The sequence below is a fragment of the Methylocystis suflitae genome, from assembly GCF_024448135.1.
GTDB classification, from domain to species: domain Bacteria; phylum Pseudomonadota; class Alphaproteobacteria; order Rhizobiales; family Beijerinckiaceae; genus Methylocystis; species Methylocystis suflitae.
Genome location: NZ_JAMRYX010000080.1, coordinates 43,908 through 61,074 on the forward strand (window position 1 = coordinate 43,908; position 17,167 = coordinate 61,074).

General features: G+C 63.9%; 18 protein-coding genes. 11 read left to right on the plus strand and 7 right to left on the minus strand.

The features are described 5' to 3' along the window. Positions 1–221: 221 nt before the first annotated feature. Both mobA and NEI07_RS06600 read left to right on the plus strand, forming a co-directional pair. The gene (mobA, locus tag NEI07_RS06595) at positions 222–836 is read left to right on the plus strand and encodes a molybdenum cofactor guanylyltransferase MobA (RefSeq protein WP_256033527.1); all 615 of its coding nucleotides are present in this window, start codon (positions 222–224) and stop codon (positions 834–836) included. 41 nt (positions 837–877) lie between these two features. Beyond that, on the plus strand, positions 878–1,447 hold the full coding sequence (locus tag NEI07_RS06600; protein WP_256033529.1) for a hypothetical protein: 570 nt from the start codon (positions 878–880) through the stop codon (positions 1,445–1,447). Here the strand turns inward: NEI07_RS06600 and NEI07_RS06605 are convergent. Both NEI07_RS06605 and NEI07_RS06610 read right to left on the minus strand, forming a co-directional pair. Beyond that, complete coding sequence (locus NEI07_RS06605; RefSeq protein ID WP_256033530.1) at positions 1,444–2,475, minus strand: cysteine synthase A; 1,032 nt, start codon at positions 2,473–2,475, stop codon at positions 1,444–1,446. The two genes, NEI07_RS06600 and NEI07_RS06605, sit on opposite strands and share 4 nt — an antisense overlap. A gap of 30 nt (positions 2,476–2,505) precedes the next feature. Next, the gene (locus NEI07_RS06610) at positions 2,506–3,390 is read right to left on the minus strand and encodes an aldose epimerase family protein (RefSeq protein WP_256033533.1); all 885 of its coding nucleotides are present in this window, start codon (positions 3,388–3,390) and stop codon (positions 2,506–2,508) included. 165 nt (positions 3,391–3,555) lie between these two features. On the opposite strand from NEI07_RS06610, the gene NEI07_RS06615 reads away from it, so the two are divergent. Next, positions 3,556–4,245: a MarC family protein gene (locus NEI07_RS06615; RefSeq protein WP_256033534.1), complete on the plus strand. Its 690-nt coding sequence runs from the start codon at positions 3,556–3,558 to the stop codon at positions 4,243–4,245. Between the two features lie 17 nt (positions 4,246–4,262). On the opposite strand, the gene NEI07_RS06620 is transcribed toward NEI07_RS06615, so the two are convergent. Genes NEI07_RS06620 through NEI07_RS06630 form a run of 3 tightly spaced genes read right to left on the minus strand, consistent with a single transcriptional unit; the run spans position 4,263 to position 6,907 of the window. Next, entirely contained in the window at positions 4,263–5,453 is a 1,191-nt protein-coding gene (locus NEI07_RS06620; RefSeq protein WP_256033535.1) for a lipase-like domain-containing protein, read from the minus strand. A gap of 41 nt (positions 5,454–5,494) precedes the next feature. Next, positions 5,495–6,460 (minus strand): tyrosinase family protein, encoded by a 966-nt coding sequence (locus NEI07_RS06625; RefSeq protein ID WP_256033537.1) that lies wholly within the window; start codon positions 6,458–6,460, stop codon positions 5,495–5,497. 18 nt (positions 6,461–6,478) lie between these two features. Then, on the minus strand, positions 6,479–6,907 hold the full coding sequence (locus tag NEI07_RS06630; protein ID WP_256033538.1) for a hypothetical protein: 429 nt from the start codon (positions 6,905–6,907) through the stop codon (positions 6,479–6,481). A 292-nt stretch (positions 6,908–7,199) separates the two neighbouring features. Between NEI07_RS06630 and recJ the strand changes: the two genes are divergently transcribed. From recJ to NEI07_RS06660, 6 genes are all read left to right on the plus strand, one after another. Beyond that, a complete protein-coding gene (gene recJ, locus NEI07_RS06635; protein WP_256033539.1) occupies positions 7,200–8,996 on the plus strand; it encodes a single-stranded-DNA-specific exonuclease RecJ in 1,797 nt (598 codons plus the stop codon). A 277-nt stretch (positions 8,997–9,273) separates the two neighbouring features. Beyond that, the gene (locus NEI07_RS06640) at positions 9,274–10,284 is read left to right on the plus strand and encodes a septal ring lytic transglycosylase RlpA family protein (protein WP_256033540.1); all 1,011 of its coding nucleotides are present in this window, start codon (positions 9,274–9,276) and stop codon (positions 10,282–10,284) included. Positions 10,285–10,372: 88 nt separating this feature from the next. After that, a complete protein-coding gene (locus NEI07_RS06645) occupies positions 10,373–11,560 on the plus strand; it encodes a D-alanyl-D-alanine carboxypeptidase family protein (RefSeq protein ID WP_256033541.1) in 1,188 nt (395 codons plus the stop codon). Beyond that, complete coding sequence (gene tmk / locus NEI07_RS06650) at positions 11,557–12,231, plus strand: dTMP kinase (protein ID WP_256033542.1); 675 nt, start codon at positions 11,557–11,559, stop codon at positions 12,229–12,231. Before NEI07_RS06645 ends, tmk begins: the two co-directional genes overlap by 4 nt. Beyond that, on the plus strand, positions 12,228–13,298 hold the full coding sequence (locus NEI07_RS06655; RefSeq protein WP_256033543.1) for a DNA polymerase III subunit delta': 1,071 nt from the start codon (positions 12,228–12,230) through the stop codon (positions 13,296–13,298). The genes tmk and NEI07_RS06655 overlap by 4 nt, the downstream gene beginning before the upstream one ends. 59 nt (positions 13,299–13,357) lie before the next feature. Beyond that, entirely contained in the window at positions 13,358–13,879 is a 522-nt protein-coding gene (locus NEI07_RS06660; RefSeq protein ID WP_256033544.1) for a DUF6328 family protein, read from the plus strand. Positions 13,880–13,889: 10 nt separating this feature from the next. On the opposite strand, the gene NEI07_RS06665 is transcribed toward NEI07_RS06660, so the two are convergent. Both NEI07_RS06665 and NEI07_RS06670 read right to left on the minus strand, forming a co-directional pair. Beyond that, positions 13,890–15,137 carry a CCA tRNA nucleotidyltransferase gene (locus tag NEI07_RS06665; protein WP_256033545.1) on the minus strand — a complete coding sequence of 416 codons (1,248 nt, stop codon included), beginning with the start codon at positions 15,135–15,137 and terminating at the stop codon, positions 13,890–13,892. After that, complete coding sequence (locus NEI07_RS06670) at positions 15,134–15,391, minus strand: DUF6111 family protein (protein ID WP_256033546.1); 258 nt, start codon at positions 15,389–15,391, stop codon at positions 15,134–15,136. Before NEI07_RS06670 ends, NEI07_RS06665 begins: the two co-directional genes overlap by 4 nt. 328 nt (positions 15,392–15,719) lie before the next feature. Between NEI07_RS06670 and NEI07_RS06675 the strand changes: the two genes are divergently transcribed. Then, a complete protein-coding gene (locus tag NEI07_RS06675) occupies positions 15,720–16,724 on the plus strand; it encodes an AAA family ATPase (RefSeq protein ID WP_124738253.1) in 1,005 nt (334 codons plus the stop codon). 43 nt (positions 16,725–16,767) lie between these two features. Further along, positions 16,768–17,167 (plus strand): DUF58 domain-containing protein (locus NEI07_RS06680; protein ID WP_256033549.1); only part of this gene is annotated, 400 nt, incomplete at its 3' end.

Genomic DNA, 17,167 nt, shown 5'->3' on the forward strand with positions numbered 1-17,167 from the left:
TGCGTCAACCATTCTGGCGAAGCCGTGACGGGCGCCGTCTCGTCCGGATCGGTGCCCCCGACAGAGCGCCCAACTTCTTTATCGCCTTTGAAGACGATGATCGTGCTTTGCCGGTTGGCCTTCAGCGTGCGGAGAGCGTTCTTCTGCCCCTTGCGCGAGCGGCGCTCGGGATTATGAAGAAACACAATGGCGCCCCTCTTTGAAGCCAAACCGGACAGCGCATGAACGACTGCATGGGCGTCATCCTCGCCGGCGGGTTGGCGCGGCGCATGGGCGGGGGCGACAAGCCGCTCGTCGCGATCGCCGGCCGGCCGATCCTTCAGCATGTGATCGACCGCCTGAAGCCGCAGTGCGGGCTTCTCGCGATCAACGCCAACGGCGACCCCGCACGTTTTTCCGCTTTCGGACTGCCCGTCATCTGCGACAGCGTTGAAGGTTTCGCCGGCCCGCTCGCCGGCGTTCTCGCCGGGATGGAGTTTGGCGCGGCGAAAGGCGCGGCGGATGTGCTGAGCGCGCCGGGCGACACGCCGTTCCTGCCCGCCGATCTCCTGGCGCGTCTGAAGGATGCTCGAACGCGCGCCGGCGCCGAGATCGCCGTCGCGGCATCAGATGCGCGAACCCATCATGCCGTGGCGCTGTGGCCTGTCGCGCTGCGAGAAGACTTGCGGCGCGCGCTCGTGGCGGAAGACGAGCGCAAGGTGTCGGCCTTTATCGCGCGCTATGCAAATGTGATCGTCGAATGGCCGGCACAGCCTTACGACCCCTTCTTCAACGTCAACCGACCTGAGGATCTGGCGCGCGCCGAGGCGATAGCCAGGGAGGAATCGCGCAGCTAAATTGACGCGATGCCTCGAGAGCAGCCGGCGCGGGATAGGACATGAGCGAGCAAGCAAAAAAGGGGTTCAGGGACAAGGTTCATGAGGAAGCCAGGGCGTTTTTTCCGGTGTTCCTTTATGTGTGGTTCCTGCTCGCCGTGCTTGGGGTGCACAAGTCGATCGTGCTGTCGCAGGCGCATATCGTGCAGCATCAGGGCTTCGCCGCCGCCAAGGCGCTTGCTTTCGCCAAGGTGCTATTTGTCGCCAACAAATTCGGCGTCTGGCGCGTCTTCGACACGATGCCGCTGATCGTTCCTATCCTGGTAAAGTCGTTTCTTTTCGGCGTGCTGCTCATCGACATGGACATTATTGAGCAGGCGCTGCTGGAGCACTTCTGGCCCGCCCATGCGGACCATAACCCCGTGAATCTCGACAATCTGCGCACGCTACTGTCGGTTGGACTAGTCACCTTCGCCGCACTGATCCCGTTCTTTGGCTTCCGCGAATTCGCCAAGCTCGTCGGGGAGGCGGAGCTACGAAAGGTGCTCTTCGTGCGTCGCGAGAATTTCGTTCCGCAGCGCGAAGCCGAGCCGGCGGCGTCGCCCGCGCCCGCGGAACTGATAGAGGGCTAAACGAAGCCCGGATCCATCTCGACGGCGCCTTCGAGCCAGGGCGGCGTCGGCAGGTTCTGGCTGCGCAGGAAGTCGGCGTTGAAGAGCTTCGAAGCGTATCTTGCGCCGCCGTCGCACAGCACGGTCACAATCGTATTGCCGGGCCCCATATCGCGCGCCAGTCTGATGGCGCCCGCGACGTTGATTCCCGAAGAGCCGCCCAGCAACAGGCCTTCTTGCTCGGCGAGATCGAAGACGATGCGCAGCGCCTCGTCATCGGGGATGCGATAGGCGACGTCGACCGGCGCGCCTTCGAGATTGGCGGTGATCCGACCCTGGCCAATCCCTTCCGTGATGGATGAGCCCTCGGCCTTCAACTCGCCGGTCGTATAATAGGAATAGAGCGCCGCCCCGTACGGATCGGCCAGCCCGATCTTCACATCCGGATTTCTCTCCTTGAGCGCCATGCCGACGCCGGCAAGCGTGCCGCCGGTGCCGCAGGCGCAAATAAAGGCGTCCACCGCGCCCTCCAGCGCTTCGTAAATCTCGGGCCCCGTGGTGGTGAGATGGGCGACGCGGTTGGCCACATTGTCGAATTGATTGGCCCAGACGGCGCCGTTCGGCTCTTCCCTCGCGAGGCGCTCGGCGAGACGCCCGGAAAGTTTCACATAATTATTGGGGTTGGCGTAGGGAACCACCGGCACTTCCACGAGCCGCGCGCCTTGCAGGCGCAACATGTCTTTCTTTTCTTGGCTCTGGGTGTCGGGAATCACGATCACCGTGCGAAAGCCCAGCGCGTTCGCGACGAGCGCGAGCCCGATGCCGGTGTTGCCGGCGGTGCCTTCAACGATGACCCCTCCCGGCTTCAGCAATCCTTTCGCGCGCGCATCTTCGACGATAGACAGCGCCGCGCGGTCCTTGACTGAACCGCCCGGGTTCATGAATTCGGCCTTGCCGAGAATGCGGCAGCCGGTCGCCTTCGAGGCGCCGCGCAATTCAATGAGCGGCGTGCGCCCGATGGCTTCGATGACGCTGGAGGCGACGGTCATTTATGATTCCTGGCGAATGGCGGTTCGTTCCTAGCCGACCGGCGGCTCCCGCTCAAAGGCGAAAATCGCGCCATGGCGCGCCTGCGCGCCCGGCGCCAGAATTCGCATCGAGGGCTTTTCATAGAGATCGCCGTAAAAGTCGTCAGGATCGCCGTGACCTGTCCAGGGCTCGATGCACAGATATGGGGCAGGCGGCAGCGTCCAAAATCCGACATGGGGGAAATCGTCGAGCGTGACCGAAAGACGCGCGCCCTCGCCATTGTCGAAAACGAGGCTGTGGCTTGCAAGATTGAGAAAGCAAAGCGCGTCGCGCGTGAACATTTCTGTTTCGAGCGGCAGTCGCCGGCCGACAAGCGGCGTTTTGCGGATGGGTTTCGAGAAAAGCCCGCCTGGTCCGATGATGGGAACTTCGGCGCGCTCGGCCTTCTCGAATATGATCGCATGCGGCGAGGAAGAGTCGGCAAGCGGCCAGCGAAAGGCGGGATGCAAGCCGCAGGCGTAGGGCAGGGGCCGCGAGTCGGCGTTTGTGACGATGAGATTATTTTCGAGCGCGCCGGCGCGAAGCTGGAACTCCACGTCGAACCGGAAAGCGAAGGGATAGAGCGCGCGGGTCTCGGCATCGTCGACGAGCGCGAGGCGCAAATAGTCGTCGCGCCGCTCGGCGACGTCGAAGCGCTTTTTCCAAGCGAAGCCATGGAGCGCAAGCGGATAGGTCTCGCCGTCGACGCGCACGCGGCCGTCGCGCGTCCAGCCGACGACGGGAAACAGCACGGGCGCGGTCTGGTCCCAGACCTTAGGGTTCTTCGCCCAGATCATGTCGACTCCGCGCGCGCGCCAGCTCGAAAGCTCCGCGCCGAAAGCTAGGATCTCCGCGCTGTCGCCAGAGGAATGGGTGAGCTGAATCGCGTCGGTCATGGTCAATTCCATCGTAAGACACAAGTCCAAGCGAATGCTGACAAAATCAGCGCGTCCCTCCAGTGCGGCGCTTGAGCGGCGGCATCCGCCGCAATAAGGTCGCGCCGCCACGCCGCCATACCCGCCAAGCATGTTGGCGCAGCGCAACGCCAATGAGAAGGCCTTATGAACAGCAGTCTCGTCTCGGACATCGGCGCCGGAGTTTTCAGAACCGAGCTGACGCTCTTTTTCTCGACGTTCACGACGCTGCTCGCGGTCATCAATCCTTTTGAGGTGCTGCCGGTCTTCCTGTTGCTCCTGCGCGATAAAAGCAACCAGGAGCGCGGTCGCGTGGCCTTCATGTCTTGTCTCTATGCGCTGCTGCTGATCCTCTTCTTCTTGTTCTTTGGCGCGGTGATCTTAAAAATCTTCGGCGTCTCGCTCAGCATGGTGCGCATCGCCGGCGGGATCGTGCTGATGAAGATTGGCTTTGAACTTTTTTTGCCCTCGTCGGACGGCGACGGAACGCCGGCGTTTGCGCGATCGACAGGCAATATCGCCTTCATGCCGCTTGCGATGCCGCTCATGATCGGCCCGGGCCCGATCGCCACCGTGCTCGGGATGATGGCCACCGTGGAGCACTCGTCCCACGAGGCGTTGGCGTTCGGCGTCATCCTCGGCGCAATCTTTCTCGCCGTGGGCGTCACTTACGCGTGCCTCGCCTTCGCGACGCGGTTGACCACAACGCTGGGGCCGCTGGGGATTGACGCGGCGACCAGGATCGTCGGCTTCTTCGTCTCGGCGATGGGCGTGTCGTTGATCTTCAACGGCGTCATGGACGCGCTTCGGTCGGCAGGCTTTGGCGGACTGCATTAGCCGCCGGTCAGAAACGGCTAAAGGCTGCGCAAGGTTTCGCCGAGTCTCACATAGATCTGCCGATGTGCGTCGCGCAGCCCCGGAACCCATGGTTTGAGCCGCGCGCCAACGATCGTGTCGAAGTGGTCGAACCTCTGGCCGATGGCCTTGTCGAGATATTCGTAATACCAGCGCCCCGGTTTGAGTCTTTGGCGTTTGAAGACGCCTTCGCCTCCTACCGGCTCTTCCCGCGCCGTAAAGGGATATCTCTGCGAGATGACGCTCACCGCGCCATCATTGGGCCGCCACTGCGGCAGCGAAAGGTCGCCGCCGCCCCAACCGACGATCGGCGCCTTGGCGAAGTTGGCCTCGCGCGCCTGGTAGAGCGCCGGCTGCCAGAGAATGGGATGGATCGTCGGGTCGGGCCGCCAGGTCTTGCTGAAAAAGCCAGATGCGCGAACATGCGTGGCGTTGGTCACCAGCGACAGATAATAGGTGCCCGGATGCGATCTGAACCGGGCGTTGGCCTTGCGGCAGCCCTGCAGGGTCATGTCGAAAGCGAGATTGTCCTCGCCTTCAACGAAGGCGCCAGCGTCCAGACGCGCCATCGCCGTTTTCGCGTCGGCTTCGCCATTGGTCCATTGATCGAGATGGAGATCGAAGGGCTTGCGCATGGCGCTTGGCACGCCGGCGGCCATTCCAAGAAAATTGAATGATTCCGCAATGAACCGGCTCGGCCTGCGCTTGAGCCGTCCGTCCTCACGGTCGCAGCCGAAGCCGTAGGGCAGCAATGAGCCGTTGATGGCGCCGGCGACGCTGATCACCCCTTCCACCCAGCCGGCATTGGTTCCGCGCTCCCAGAAATCACCGGCGAGGAGCGCCTGCAACTGCATGGCGGTCTGGGCGCCGGCGCCATGGCCGACGAGGATCACCGGGTTCTCCGCCGACCAACCGGGCGCAAAAGGGTCCGCATATTCGCGCGAATAGCGGGCGTGGCGGGCCTCATCGCTATGCCGGGCGCCATAGTCCACGCGTCCGCCACCAATCTGAGCGAAAAGCTCGCAGGCGCGATCGTGGAAGGAGCTGACCGGACCTACCTTGGCTTCGTGAACCGCGAAGGGTTCGCCGACCTCATCGAGCGCGTCGCCCCAATAGGGAAGTCCGAACTCTTGAGGCCCCCAGCCGAAGAAATCATGCACGAAAACAATATGAGTGGATTTGAGCGCCATCGCCGATCCAAATTCAATTGAAAATCAATAAACTTTGGCGCTCAGAGGAGCGCGTCATATTCATAAATTTCGCTCACGTCGAGAGTCTCGCGCGGAGTGGCGCCGCGACCGAGCGGCGAGCTGATCGGATCGTCTATGCGGTGACCCTTGAGATCCGCGCCGGCCTCCATATCGGGAACGTAGACGCGCCCATTTCGGGACATCCAGCTCTCCCAGAGGCGATCGATGTTGCAATGATTGAGAAAAAAAACCGGATCGTTGGGCGAGGATCCGAGCAGCATCTCGCCGCCGACCCAGACGTGGACGAGATTGTGCAGCCAGGTCGCGGAAACGCCGTCGTCGTTCATCCACCCTTCGATGCGATTACGGAAGCTGTTCGCGTCAGCGTCCCAATCGGGCGAATCATAGCTCGACAGCGCCAGCGCATTCGCCACATGCGCCGTTCTCGGCAGCGCGTCGGCGCTCACGCCAAAGGCCCGCCGGAGGCCGCGGTTCACCGAACGCAGCTCGCCAGAAATATTGGTGGAGATGCGCACTCTGAAGGCGGAAGGATCGCTTTGGCTAAAGGCGAAGGGGCCAGTGGTCACCGGATTGCCCTGTCCGCCCATGCAGTCATCGCCCCAAATCGCCGCATCGCCCTGCTGCTGCGGCGGCAGGTCGCCGTCTTCGGCCCAGTCCCAATAGGGAAGGCCGAAGTTTGCATCGTTCAGGACGCGCTGCAGGTTCTGTTCGAAGAGCATCAGCATCACGCGATGCCATGGCGCGAAGACGGGTCCTCGATGCGCCGAGTTTCGGCCCGCCGGATTGCCCGGCGGCGTCTCGAGCATCATGGCGGTGACGTGCCAGATGACGAAAAGGTCGTAAGTGCTGACTGAGCGCACCGCGCCTGGAATGCCGAATTCATTGGTTTTTCGGCCCGACGCCTCATTTTTTAGTAATTGGACGCCTTGAATGTATTGATCCCGCACATCTGCGTTTTGCAAAATATTTTTTCGGACGACGGCCATCGTCTCTCTCCTGAAAAATCAATGCTCGTGTTTTGAACCTTTCTTGGCGGCGGGCCTGCTTTTGCGAACGGGAGCGGGCCGATGCTTATGGCTCGCTGCGGGCCGGCTCTGTGCCCGGACCGGCTTTCGCTCGAACTCCTCGGGAAAGCCGTCGATCAGCGCCCGCACCATGTCGACCGCCGACGCGGTCTGATAGTTCGGCAATGAATGACAATGAACCTGGCCGGAGTCATCGACGCCGAGCGGCGCGCGGATTTTCCTTCCGTCGACCAGGATCTTGTAGGTCGTGACGATTTCGATCGCGTGGCCGCGATAATTGTCCTCGCGCACCGACTGCGCGCCGCCCGCGCCATGACCGTCGTGCGCAGGCGCTTTGTCGCGGGCTCGCGTGAGATAGTCGCTAAGTTTGCGCGGGGCGGCGCCCGTCGCGAGCTTCTTGGTCTCCATAAGCCCTCCGCTCAATTCCTTTTATGCAATCCGACGAAGCTGTAGGCGCGAAGGCTTCGAGTGCTCGAAAAATCTACAAACCTCAGTCGAATGTCGCCTCATCAAAATGGATCGGATTGAAAATTTTTCACCAGCATTATGACGCAGCCAATGGACAGTGATGTCAAGTGAATTCCCAAGGCGTTGGAATCGATGAATGATTTGCGCCGCACGGAGATTCCCGCGCTCCATCGCGATCGTAAGAACTTGCGTCGCTTGCCGGCGAGGCTTAGCGATTTGATTTGAGGCCTCAATGTCCGATTCGATGGTTCCCGCCTTTCTTGGGGTCGAGCGTTCCGTGCTCGGTCGACGTTGGCGCGGGCGGCTCGACGCTAGAGGCGAGGCTCAGGCGCTCGCGCTGACCCAGGCGCACGGCATCGACGATTTCCTTGCGCGGGTGATCGCCGGGCGCGGCGTGACGGTCGCCGACGCCGCCGGCTATCTCGATCCCAAGCTGCGCGACCTCCTGCCGGACCCGTCGTCGCTGCGCGACTTGGACGCCGTGACGAACCGGCTCGCGGAGGCGATCGAACGCGGCGAGCAGATGGCCGTCTTTGGCGACTATGACGTCGACGGCGCCTGCTCCTCCGCATTGCTCATCGACTTTTGGCGCGCGGCCGGCGCGCCGGAACCCTTGCTCCATATTCCCGACCGGATCATCGAGGGCTATGGGCCGAATGTCGAGGCGATCCGCGATCTCGCCGCGCGAGGCGCGACTCTGCTGGCGACCGTCGACTGCGGGACCTCAAGTCACGAGGCGTTCGCCGTCGCGCGCGCGCTTGGCCTCGATGTAATCGTCCTCGACCATCATCAGGCGCCCGAAGTCCTGCCGGACGCGCTGGTCGTCAACCCCAACAGGCTCGATGACCTTTCGGGGCAGGGGTCGCTCTGCGCCGCAGGGGTCGTTTTTCTTGTCCTCATCGGATTGTCGCGGACGCTGCGCGCGCGCGGCTGGTGGAGCGACGATCGACCGGAGCCGGATCTTCTCGCCGCGCTCGATCTCGTCGCGCTGGCGACAGTCGCCGACGTCTCGCCGCTGGCGCGGCTCAACAGGGCGCTCGTCGCCAAGGGTCTGATGGTGATGGCGGGGCGATCCCGTCCGGGGCTCGCCGCGCTGATGGACGCCGCCCGTTTGGATGGGCCGCCGCGCGCCCATCATCTTGGCTTCGCGCTCGGGCCGCGGATTAACGCCGGGGGTCGGATCGGCGACGCTGGCCTCGGCGCAAGGCTTCTCACCCTCGCCGACGACGCGGAAGCGCGTCGCATCGCCCTCGAGCTGGACCGGCTGAATGGCGAACGGCAGGTCGTCGAAAGGACGATTTTGGAACAGGCGGTGGCCGCGGCGGAAGCGCAAGTGGCGGGATCCAATCGCCTGTCATGTCTCGTCGTGCACGGCCAGGATTGGCATCCGGGCGTTGTCGGGCTGATCGCATCCCGCTTAAAGGAGCACTTTAATACGCCAGCATTTGTTATTGCTTTTAATGGAGAAATTGGAACAGGTTCGGGTAGGAGTTTAAGTGGCGTCGACCTCGGCGCGGCGGTGCGGCGCGCCGTCGATTTGGGCTTGGCGGTCAAGGGTGGCGGCCATGCGATGGCCGCCGGCGTGACTTTGGCCCGGGGCAAAATCGACGACTTTCGGGCCTTTCTCGATGAGACGCTGGCGGCGTCCGTCGAGGCTGCGCGACTCGACGATGCGCTGGTTGTCGATGCGGCGGTCGCCGGACGAGGAGTCTGTCTCGAACTGCTGCGACGGGTGGAGCAGGCCGGTCCATTCGGGCAGGGCAACCCCGAACCCCTGTTTGCGCTGCCTGAGCAGCAGGTCACATTCGCTCAGACGGTTGGGACCGATCATGTGCGCGCCCGTTTGCGGTCGCGGGACGGGGCGACGGTCGACGCCATCGCCTTTCGCGCCCTGCATTCGCCGCTGGGCGAAGCGCTCTTGAGGGGGGATGGGGCGCAGCTTCACGTCGCCGCGAAATTGTCGCGCAATGTCTTTCGCGGCATCGAGCGCGTCGAGACGCGAATCGTCGACCTCGCGCGCGTTCAATGACGCCGAGAAGACTGTGGCGCCAGGGCCACATCTGTTTTCAATCTCAGTGCGCGCACGCCTTTAGAGGGCGGGTGTCGCATTTTGGTCTCATTCGCGACGCCTGCTGACGCGAGCGTATCTGCGTTTAACGACAACTTCACATATCAACGAGACACTCCGCAGGTTGTACCGCGCGGCGGTTCCGCGTCGCGCGAAAAATGATGGAAGCGTCGCCGCTTGCGGGGCGTGATTCAGTGCAGTCGGCGGCAGATCGAAGTTGGTGGCAAGGACCGTCTGGATGCGATTTGTCGTCTTTAAGAACGCTGCTCATGCGCCACGTCCGCTGGTTCGCTCCTCAATCATCCTTTCCAAACTGCTGCCTCTCGTCTGTCTCGGCGCACTCGCCGGATGCTCTTCGACCACGGGATCGCATAGAAGCGCCGGCCTCGGCGGATTGGGTCAGATCGACCCGCGTTATGGGGTGCGTCCGAGCCCGCGAGTCATTGCCGAGGGCGAAGAGGTGCCGAAGGGCGGCGGCGCCTATATGGTCGGCAAGCCCTACAAGATCGCCGGCAGAACCTATTACCCGAGCGAGAGGCCCTATACGGCCACGGGAACGGCTTCCTGGTATGGCTCGGACTTCCATGGGCGACGCACCGCCAATGGCGAAATATTCGACAGGGCGTCGATTTCCGCCGCGCACCCGACGATGCCGCTGCCGAGCTATGCGCGGGTCACCAATTTGCGCAATGACCGTTCCATGGTCGTACGCGTCAACGACCGTGGCCCCTATCACGGCGGACGCGTGATGGACGTCTCCCAGCGCGTGGCGCATGCGCTTGATTTCCACGGCGTTGGCACCACGCGCGTAAAGGTCGAATGGATCGGGCGGGCCGATCTTGAGGGAGACGACGACGAAAAATTGCTTGCGACCCTGCGCGACGATGGCCAACCCGCGCAGCTCGACGCCCAGGCGCCGGTGATGACGGCGACGAATGAGGATCCGGCGCGTGCGGTGCGCTATGATGAAAGGGCGGAAGTCGCCGAACTCGCGGCGCGCGTCGCCTATGAGAATGGGCAGGCGTCAGATGACCAGATGCGGGCCTATGCCAGGCAGGAGAGCGACGCGCCCCTGCCTCCCTCGCGAGAGCAAGCCAGCATCGACAATGAACCCGTCGCTTCGACCCAGAAGGCCCGGAAAGTTGTGGCGCCGCTGCCGCCCGTGCGGCCCGCGCAATTCGGGGCCCGTCAAGCTTCCGCTCGCAACGCCATCCGACAGGCGCTGAACTCTTCGGTTCGAACGAACTGAGCGGGCCACGCCGTGATTGCAATTTTCGGCGTCGCGCGCCATCTTCTCCCGGCTTGCCGCGCTGCGGCGTAAATAGCGGGAGCGCGCCTTGCCGAAATTTCCCGGGCTGCACCTTATTCTGATCGTTTTCGCATTGTGGGCGCTTGGCGCAGCGCCGGCGCGCGCCCAGAATTTTCAAACGAGCGTTCCGAGTGCGATTCTGATCGACGCTGGCACCAACACCGTTCTGTTCGAGAAAGGCGCGGACGACTACGCCAAACCCGCGTCGACCGTTAAAATTCTGACGGCGGAGCTGATCTTTCAGGCTTTGGCCGAAGGAAAACTGAAGCTCGACGACGAATTCACGGTTTCCGAGCACGCCTGGCGCACCGGCGGCGCGCCGGCTGGCGGGTCGGCGATGTTCCTCGCGCTCAATAGTCGCGTGCCGGTCGAGGATCTCATTCGAGGTTTGGTGATCCAGTCCGGCAACGACGCCGCGATTACGCTCGCCGAAGGCCTGGCGGGCGCCGAAGAATCCTTCGTGACGCGGATGAACAAGCGCGCCGCCGAGCTTGGCCTGGTCAAATCGCGCTTCGGCAATCCTTGGGGCATGGATGGTCCTGACCAAAAGGTGACGGCGCGCGAAATGGCGAAGCTCGCGGCGCATGTGATCAAGACCTACCCCGAGTATTACCGCTATTTTGGCGAGAAGGAGTACACCTGGAATAAGATTCGCCAACAGAACCGCAATCCGCTGCTGACGATGAGCATCGGCGCCGACGGGTTAAAGACCGGCAACATCGATAAGGACAGCGGCTACGGCTTAGTGGGCTCCGCCACGCAGGACGGCCGACGCCTGATCGTCGCCGTTTACGGCGCGAAGAGTTCGAAGGAGCGGGCCGAAGAAGCGCGCAAATTGCTGCAATGGGGATTCCGCAACTTCGAAGAGAAGGAACTTTTCAAGGCCGGCGAAACCATTGGGCCTGCGCAGGTCTATGGCGGCACGAAGGGTTCTGTCGAGCTGACGGCGAAAGAAGACATCAAGGTGCTTCTGCCGCGCGGCGCGAACGAGAGGCTGATGGGCAAGATCGTTTACGAGGGCCCTGTGCTGGCGCCGGTCGAGGCGGGCGCATCGGTTGGGCGGCTCGAAGTGAAGCGCGGAAACTCCGTCGTGCTCGAACAGCCGCTGCAGACTGCGGAATCAGTCGAGCAGGGATCGCTGCCGCGGCGCGCCTTCGACGCTATTTATGAATCCGCCGCCGCGGCCATTCACCAGAAACTGTCCGGCAAGAAATGACTTTCCAGGCGACGCCCGAAAAAGGCCGCTTCATCACCTTCGAAGGCGGCGAGGGCGTTGGCAAGTCGACGCAGCTTGCGCGGCTGGCCGAGCATTTGCGCGATTGCGGCTTCGAGGTGGTGACGACGCGCGAGCCCGGCGGCACGCCAAAGGCCGAGAAGCTGCGCGCCTTCCTGCTTTCGGGACGCGCCGCGCCGCTGGGTCCGCTCGCCGAGGCGGCGCTGTTCTCGGCGGCGCGCGCCGATCATGTCGAGACGCTGATCGCGCCCGCCTTAAAGCGCGGCGCATGGGTGCTGTGCGACCGCTTCGCCGACTCGACCCGCGCCTATCAGGGCGCGCGCGGCGGCGTCGACGCCATGACTCTGGCGCTGCTTGAAAGAGCGGCGGTGGGCGACACGCGGCCCGATCTGACGATCATGCTCGACCTGCCGGCGCAAGATGGCCTCATGCGGGCCGCGTCGCGACGGAATGGCGAAGCGGTCGATCGTTTCGAAAGCGAAGCGCCGTCCTTTCACGAGGAGCTGCGGCAGGCCTTCCTCGACATCGCCGAGAGCGAGCCGGAACGCTGCTGCGTGATTGACGCCGGCATGTCCATCGACGACGTCGCGCGAGCGGTGCAGCGTCTCGTTCACGACCGCTTCCTGGCGCACGCGGCACAAGCCGCGCAATGAGCCGCGAAGAGGGAAGCCCGGAAAGCGATCGCTACGACGACGCTCCGCATCCGCGGGAGACCCTGGCGCTTTTCGGTCATGCCGCGGCGGAGCATGAATTTCTCGACGCTTACCGTCGCAACAAGATGGCGCAGGCCTGGATCATCGGCGGGCCGGAAGGCGTCGGCAAGGCGACGCTCGCCTGGCGCCTCGCGCGGTTTCTCCTGGCGCATCCCGAACCCGCCGCGGCGGCGGTTCAGTCCGCGGAGAGCCTCGAGGTGCCCGCCGACCATCCGGCGGCGCGTCGGATCGCCTCAATGGCGCTTGCCGATATTTTCTTACTGCGCCGCGCCTGGAACGACAAGACCAAAAAGCATTTCACGGAAATTCGCATCGAGGACGTGCGGAAAGTCATTCAGGCCTTCCATCAGGCGTCGGGAACCGGCGGCTGGCGGATCGCCATCGTCGATTGCGCCGACGATCTCAATCGCGCCAGCGCCAACGCGCTTTTAAAGCTCATTGAGGAGCCCCCGCAACGCTCGCTGTTTTTGCTCGTCGCGCATCAGCCGGGCCGCATGCTGCCGACGATCCGTTCGCGCTGTCGCAAGCTGATGCTCGGCGCATTGTCGCCGGAAGACACGATCGCCGCCGTGAAAAATCTTGGGGCCCCCTGGTCGCTGGCGCCTGAATCGGACCTGCTCGTCGCCGCCGCGCGCGCCGAGGGCTCGGTGCGCGAGACGCTGCGGCTGCTCGGCAATGATGGCGTCGCCTTCGACGCCGCCGTGCGCCGGCTTTTCGAAAGGTTGCCGCAGGTCGATTGGCTCGGCGCGCATATGCTGGCCGACAAGCTCACCGGCCGCGACAATGAAGCGGCCTATGAGACGTTCATGCGCGCGACGCAGCGCCATCTCGACTCCCGCGTCCGGGCGCTCGCGCAGACCGGCGCCGCTCCGATGCGACTCGCCCGCTACGCGAGCGCCTGGGACGCCATTCGCGACGCCGCGAGGGAAACCGAGGTGTTCAATTTCGACAAGCGCGCGCTCGTGCTGGGGATCTTTGATCGGCTCGCGAAGGCTGAGGCCGGCTGACGCCGCTGGAACCTGCGGCGAAGCGCTTGGTTATGAGATAGGGCGCTTGGAAAAGGCCAATGGATATCGGCGAAGAACATTCCTCCGAGGCGGCGGAAAAACGGACGCAAAAGAGCGCGCGCGGCGCTATCGAAGAAGCCAGGATGGTTTTGCCGGGAATTCAGGCGCTGTTCGGCTTTCAGCTTATTGCTGTTTTTAACAACCGATTCACCGAGATCCCGCCCTACGAGCAGAAGCTGCACCTTTTCGCCGCGCTGCTCGTCGCCATCGCTATCGCGGTGATCATGACGCCTGCCGCCTATCACCGCCAGGCGGAGCCGCACGGCGCCAGCGACTTCTTTGTTAGACTGACCTCGCTTCTCATTACCGCCGCCGTGGCGCCGCTGATGATCGGCCTGTGCCTTGAGGTGTATATTTTGTCTGATCTCATTCTCGACGATGGCGGCACGAGCGCGGCGATCGCAGGTCTGCTTCTGCTGTTATTCGCAGGGCTTTGGTTTGTGCTGCCAAATATTCTTCGCCGAGGCGAATCGGAACGCTGGCTGCAGGAAGAATCTGCAAGACAGTCCGGCGGTCGGTAGCGCGTCAGCGTCACCGAGCGTCCGTGTCACTGTTCGCCAGGGCGTTTTCAAGAAGCTGCAGAACGACCGCCGGATCGCGCGGAAACCCGGCGCGTATCCATTCGGCTTGCAACGTTCTAAGCGCGTCGCCCAATTGCTTGCCTGGCGTCACGCCCCGCGCGATGAGATCCGCGCCCTTGATGGGGAAGGCGGGCATTGGCGTTTCTTCCAGATAGCGCGCCGCCTCCCGCCAATCCGGATTGTCGGTAGTCGCCGCGCTTTCCGCATGTGCGAGCGCCAGCGCGTCGGCCGCGGCGCGCGCGCCGCACAGGAACAGCATCTCGCGCAGATGCGCCGCCGGCGGCGGAGCCTCGCGTCCATGCAAGGGCGCGAGCGTTCGCGCCGCCGCCGCAAGCCGCGCGAATTCGTCATTGGAGAGCCGCAGGCGCGCACGTAGCCGCTCGGCGTCTTCGGCGGTCAGCACCGAAAATGCTGCAAGCCGCAACACCGCATCCGCCGGTTTGCCATAAGTCGCTTCGCGTTCGGCGAGTCGCTGCAGTCGCGAGGGATAGCCGATGCCCAGAATGACTTCGATAACGCCGGCGTGCGACATGGCGCGCAGCACGTCCGGCGCCCGGCGCGCGAGCAGCAGCTTCATCAGTTCGGCGCGGATGCGCTCGCGCGACAGGCGCGACAGATTTTCTCGCGCGACGATGGACTCATGCAGGCCCTCGCGATCGAACGGTCCCGCGCCATGAGAGGCGTTGAAACGAAAGAAGCGCAGGATCCGCAGATAGTCCTCGCGAATCCGCGTCGCCGCGTCGCCGATAAAACGGATGCGCCGCGCCTCGATATCGGCGAGGCCGTCCGTGTAATCGTGAATTTCTCCATCGGACGAGAGCGACAGCGCGTTGATGGTGAAGTCGCGCCGCTTCGCGTCCTGCTCGAAATCGCCGCCAAAGCGCACCTTGGCGAAGCGGCCATCGGTCTCGACGTCCTCACGCAGCGTCGTGACTTCAAAGGGGGTTCCCGCAACGACGATCGTCACCGTGCCGTGCTCGATGCCGGTCGGCACGCCTTTCAGTCCGGCGCCGCGCGCCGCCGCAAGGACGGCGTCGGGCAGCGCCGTCGTCGCGAGATCGATCTCGTGAGGCGGCAGACCGAGCAAAGCGTCGCGCACGGCGCCGCCGACGACGCGCGTTTCGGCGCCCGTCTTCGCGAGAGCCGCAAACAGCGTCGCCAGCCGGGGATCGTCAAGCAGTCTCTGCGCAGCCTTCATTCGAATCGGCCCGGCTGCAATTTTCCGTTTTCGATATGGGCCGGAACATACGCGCCCTGGTTAAGCCCGCTCAGGCCGAGCGTCACGACCCCGATGATGGCGATGAGGAGACCCGCGATCGTCAGCAGCGACACGACCCTGCCATGCCAAAGCTCGCGCACGAAGGGCCAGCGCCGCTGCAATGAGTGGAATAGCGCATAGGCGACGAAGGGCGTGAGGAAGAGCAGGGCGGTTTCAACGATTGCGCGCCACATGGGCGGAAACGCCTTTCGTGATGAGGATGTCCGACGAATATACATGGCGTCCGACGAAGTTCGTTTAATGCGGGACGCATGAACAAACTGTCACGTCCAAATTACGGTTTTGGCGGTAAAATGCCCCTCCACCGCGCCGGTTGCGCTTGAATTGCAGCGGCGGAGAGACGAAGATTGCGCTCGGCCCTAAAGCCCCGCCGCTTCGCCTTTGAAAGTTCATGCGGAGCCGAATGGCGCGGGGGCTTTGGATCGACTTGCGGCGAAACACGGCAGCGCCGCCACGATGCGCCCGATCCTCTTCATAGACAAGCTGCCCGAGCACGCTGAAATGACTTCATTCGACACCAGGACAACCTCGCTCGAAACAGCCGTCGTTCAATCCGCCGAACGCGCCCTCGACCATATCGGTCGCGCCCGCGCCGCGATCGGCGCCGTCATTTTTGGCCAGGACGAGGTCGTCGAACAGGCGCTGGTGACGATCCTCGCGGGCGGCCACGGGCTCCTCGTCGGCGTGCCGGGCCTCGCCAAGACCAAGCTTGTCGAGACGTTGGGCCGGGTGCTGGGCCTCGCGGAGCAGCGCGTGCAGTTCACGCCGGACCTGCTGCCCGCCGACATTCTCGGCTCTGAAGTGCTTGAAGAGGGGGCTGACCGGTCGCGTTCGTTCCGCTTCATCAGGGGGCCGGTCTTCACCCAGCTGCTGATGGCCGACGAGATCAATCGCGCCTCGCCGCGCACGCAGTCGGCGCTGTTGCAGGCGATGCAAGAGCACCATGTCAGCGTCGCCGGAAAGCGCCATGACCTGCCGCGGCCGTTCCATGTCCTCGCGACGCAAAACCCGCTGGAGCAGGAGGGCACCTATCCGCTGCCCGAGGCGCAGCTCGACCGCTTCTTGATGCAGATCGACGTGCATTATCCCGACCGCGCCAGCGAGCGGCGGGTGCTGCTGGAGACGACCGGCGAGACGATGGCCGAGGCGAGCCAGGCGCTCGACGCCGAAGAGCTGATGGCGACCCAGCGGCTCGTGCGCCGGCTTCCGATCGGCGAAAAGGTCGTCGACGCGATCCTCGATCTCGTTCGTTCAGCCCGTCCGGACGAGGGCGACGCGGAAATCGCGCCGCATGTCGCCTGGGGTCCGGGACCGCGCGCCGCGCAGGCGCTGATGCTGGCGACGCGCGCCCGCGCGCTCGTCACCGGCCGGCTTGCGCCCTCCATCGACGACGTGGCGAAACTCGCCGCGCCGGTGTTGCGCCACCGCATGGCGCTCAATTTCGCCGCGCGCCGCGAAATGACCGTTTCCGACGTGGTTCAGACGCTCGTGGCGCGGATCGGGTGAGGAGCCTTCGCTCGGCTCTTCCCTCTGACGGAGAAAGATGACGATGTTTGCTGACGTCGCCACGCGCGCCTACGATCCTGCGCAGCGCAAGCCCGCAGATGGCGCTACGGCGGCCGATCTGGCGAGCCGAATGCCAAGGCTGGTGGCGCGCGCTCATGAGATCGCGGCGAGCCTCGCCTACGGCGTTCATGGCCGCAAGCGCGCGGGCGTCGGCGAGACGTTTTGGCAATATCGGCCATTTGCATCGGGCGAAGCAGCGCATCGCATCGACTGGCGCCGCTCCGCGCGCGGCGATCAGCTCTATGTGCGCGAGCGTGAATGGGAGGCCGCGCACGACTATTTCCTCTGGATGGATTGTTCTCCCTCCATGGCTTTCGGCTCGTCTCTCGCCTCCGACGATAAGCTGTCCCGCGGCGTGACCCTGGGGCTCGCGCTCGCCGACG

Bases quoted from the DNA above. Each gene is read 5' to 3' on its own strand.
- NEI07_RS06655 (WP_256033543.1), top strand. From the start codon at position 12,228: ATGAGCCGCGAAGAGGGAAGCCCGGAAAGCGATCGCTACGACGACGCT.
- NEI07_RS06660 (WP_256033544.1), top strand. From the start codon at position 13,358: ATGGATATCGGCGAAGAACATTCCTCCGAGGCGGCGGAAAAACGGACG.
- NEI07_RS06675 (WP_124738253.1), top strand. From the start codon at position 15,720: ATGACTTCATTCGACACCAGGACAACCTCGCTCGAAACAGCCGTCGTT.
- NEI07_RS06625 (WP_256033537.1), bottom strand. From the start codon at position 6,460: ATGGCCGTCGTCCGAAAAAATATTTTGCAAAACGCAGATGTGCGGGAT.
- NEI07_RS06610 (WP_256033533.1), bottom strand. From the start codon at position 3,390: ATGACCGACGCGATTCAGCTCACCCATTCCTCTGGCGACAGCGCGGAG.
- NEI07_RS06665 (WP_256033545.1), bottom strand. From the start codon at position 15,137: ATGAAGGCTGCGCAGAGACTGCTTGACGATCCCCGGCTGGCGACGCTG.
- recJ (WP_256033539.1), top strand. From the start codon at position 7,200: ATGTCCGATTCGATGGTTCCCGCCTTTCTTGGGGTCGAGCGTTCCGTG.
- NEI07_RS06615 (WP_256033534.1), top strand. From the start codon at position 3,556: ATGAACAGCAGTCTCGTCTCGGACATCGGCGCCGGAGTTTTCAGAACC.
- NEI07_RS06605 (WP_256033530.1), bottom strand. From the start codon at position 2,475: ATGACCGTCGCCTCCAGCGTCATCGAAGCCATCGGGCGCACGCCGCTC.
- NEI07_RS06640 (WP_256033540.1), top strand. From the start codon at position 9,274: ATGCGATTTGTCGTCTTTAAGAACGCTGCTCATGCGCCACGTCCGCTG.
- NEI07_RS06670 (WP_256033546.1), bottom strand. From the start codon at position 15,391: ATGTGGCGCGCAATCGTTGAAACCGCCCTGCTCTTCCTCACGCCCTTC.
- NEI07_RS06620 (WP_256033535.1), bottom strand. From the start codon at position 5,453: ATGGCGCTCAAATCCACTCATATTGTTTTCGTGCATGATTTCTTCGGC.
- NEI07_RS06600 (WP_256033529.1), top strand. From the start codon at position 878: ATGAGCGAGCAAGCAAAAAAGGGGTTCAGGGACAAGGTTCATGAGGAA.
- tmk (WP_256033542.1), top strand. From the start codon at position 11,557: ATGACTTTCCAGGCGACGCCCGAAAAAGGCCGCTTCATCACCTTCGAA.
- NEI07_RS06630 (WP_256033538.1), bottom strand. From the start codon at position 6,907: ATGGAGACCAAGAAGCTCGCGACGGGCGCCGCCCCGCGCAAACTTAGC.
- mobA (WP_256033527.1), top strand. From the start codon at position 222: ATGAACGACTGCATGGGCGTCATCCTCGCCGGCGGGTTGGCGCGGCGC.